At 33.5% G+C, this 1,738-nt stretch carries 1 protein-coding gene and 1 tRNA gene; both read right to left on the bottom strand.

All coding sequences use genetic code 11. From position 1 onward, the window contains the following. Window positions 1-138: 138 nt before the first annotated feature. Window positions 139-215, bottom strand: a tRNA-Ile gene (locus QZZ48_RS15670). A gap of 67 nt (window positions 216-282) precedes the next feature. After that, window positions 283-1,738, bottom strand: a 1,456-nt coding sequence (locus QZZ48_RS15675; RefSeq protein WP_294967190.1) for an efflux RND transporter permease subunit, incomplete at its 5' end; no start/stop codon positions are given.

A 1,738-nucleotide genomic window follows, 5' to 3' on the forward strand; every position in this document is an offset into this window, starting at 1 on the left:
GAGATTTGAGTAAAAGCTTGAAGTTAAATTTAGTAGATTATTATTTGGTCAATTATCAAAAAAAGCGAGTTTTTAAACCCCCGTTTTTTTAATTAAGTCAAAATTCTTTGAAAGTACGTTATGGAGGTTGTTTGTAAGTGGTGGGTCCTACTGGATTCGAACCAGTGACCACTCCGTTATGAGCGGAGGGCTCTAACCAACTGAGCTAAAGACCCACTATTTAAGATACAAGCTATCGCTTTGTAGGGCGCAATTATAGTCAAAAGATTCTTATACTTTTCTTTATTGAACCCTATCTTTTATTTTAAAAACTACAGCATACAAAAGAGGCACATAAATCAAGTTAAGAACAGTAGCCCAAGCGATTCCAAAGCCTAGTGAAATTGCCATTGGTTGAAGGATCATTGCTTGTCCAGATGCGAAGAATATTAGTGTTGATAGTCCAAGAACTGTTGTTAAAGATGTTAGTAATATTGGTCTAAGCCTTGTCCCTGCTCTCTTCATCAACTCTTCAGTATCATCGGCATGTTTTATAAAATTTACAACTATAAGACCATCATTTACAACAACACCTGCCAGACCAACTATACCTATCATTCCAGGCATTGTAATATTTATTCCCATTACCCAATGCCCAAAGTAAACACCTAATAAAACAAGAGGAACAGTACTAATTACTATTAGAGACTTTTTAATAGAGTCAAATAACCAAACCAAAGTAATAAATATCAAAAAGATAGCAATAACAGCAGATTGCATCATCTCTTTTTTATTTTTAGCATTCTCTTTTTCTTCACCTTTTATGTCTATTGTATATCCATCTTTTTTAAGCTTATCAAATGCAGGTTTTAATTCTTTCATAGCTTCTGCTGAAGTTATGATTTTCTTATTGAGAGTTGCCATAACAGTTCTTATTCTAGTTCCATCTTCTTTTTTAAGAGCTACAAAGCCTTGTATCATGATAAATTCACATACATCTTGCAATGCTACGTAGTTATTGGTTGATGGAACTTGGACTTCTATATTATATATTGAACTTATATCTTTGTTGATTCCACTCTCTATCTTTATGCGAACAAGACCTTCTTCGTTAAACATCTTGCCATACTCACCTTTTAAGTAGTATGATCTAAGTTCAGAAGATATAAGTTCTTCGTTAAATCCTAATCGCTGTCCATATTCATTTACACGTAGCTTTAGTTCTTTCTCTCCAGGATTTGCATCGTCTGAAGAGTTATTAACGCCTTCTATCTTATCTAACGAGCTTCTAAGATACTTAACCCCTTTTAAAATATCTTGCTCGCTTTTTCCGCTTAAACTTATCTCTATATCAGATGCAACGACACCGGCTCCAGGAACTTTTACTACAAGCTCTTCATATAATAAGTCTCCATTTTGTTTTTGCATTTTAAATGGTTCTATTAGTGTCTCTATTACTTTAGCAATTTTTTCTGCATCATTTCCTCTTGTCAATACTGCAGAGTCATATTCTATGGATAAATATGGACTAATATATTTATCAAATGCATTTGTAGGTGCACGCTCTTTTAAGTCTATAAATATATGGAAAAGGTTATCTCCTGTCTCGACCATATTTTTTGCGTCCATCTTGAAGCCTATAACTGATGTTATAGATGAAAAATCTTCTTCATTGGTATTTGCTAGAAGTTTCTTCTCTAAAAGCGTTACTATACGCTCTGTGTCTTCTAACTCGCTATTAATATTTACTTTTCCATAC

Origin of the sequence: Sulfurimonas sp. (assembly GCF_016744025.1) — a bacterium.
Lineage (GTDB): Bacteria > Campylobacterota > Campylobacteria > Campylobacterales > Sulfurimonadaceae > Sulfurimonas.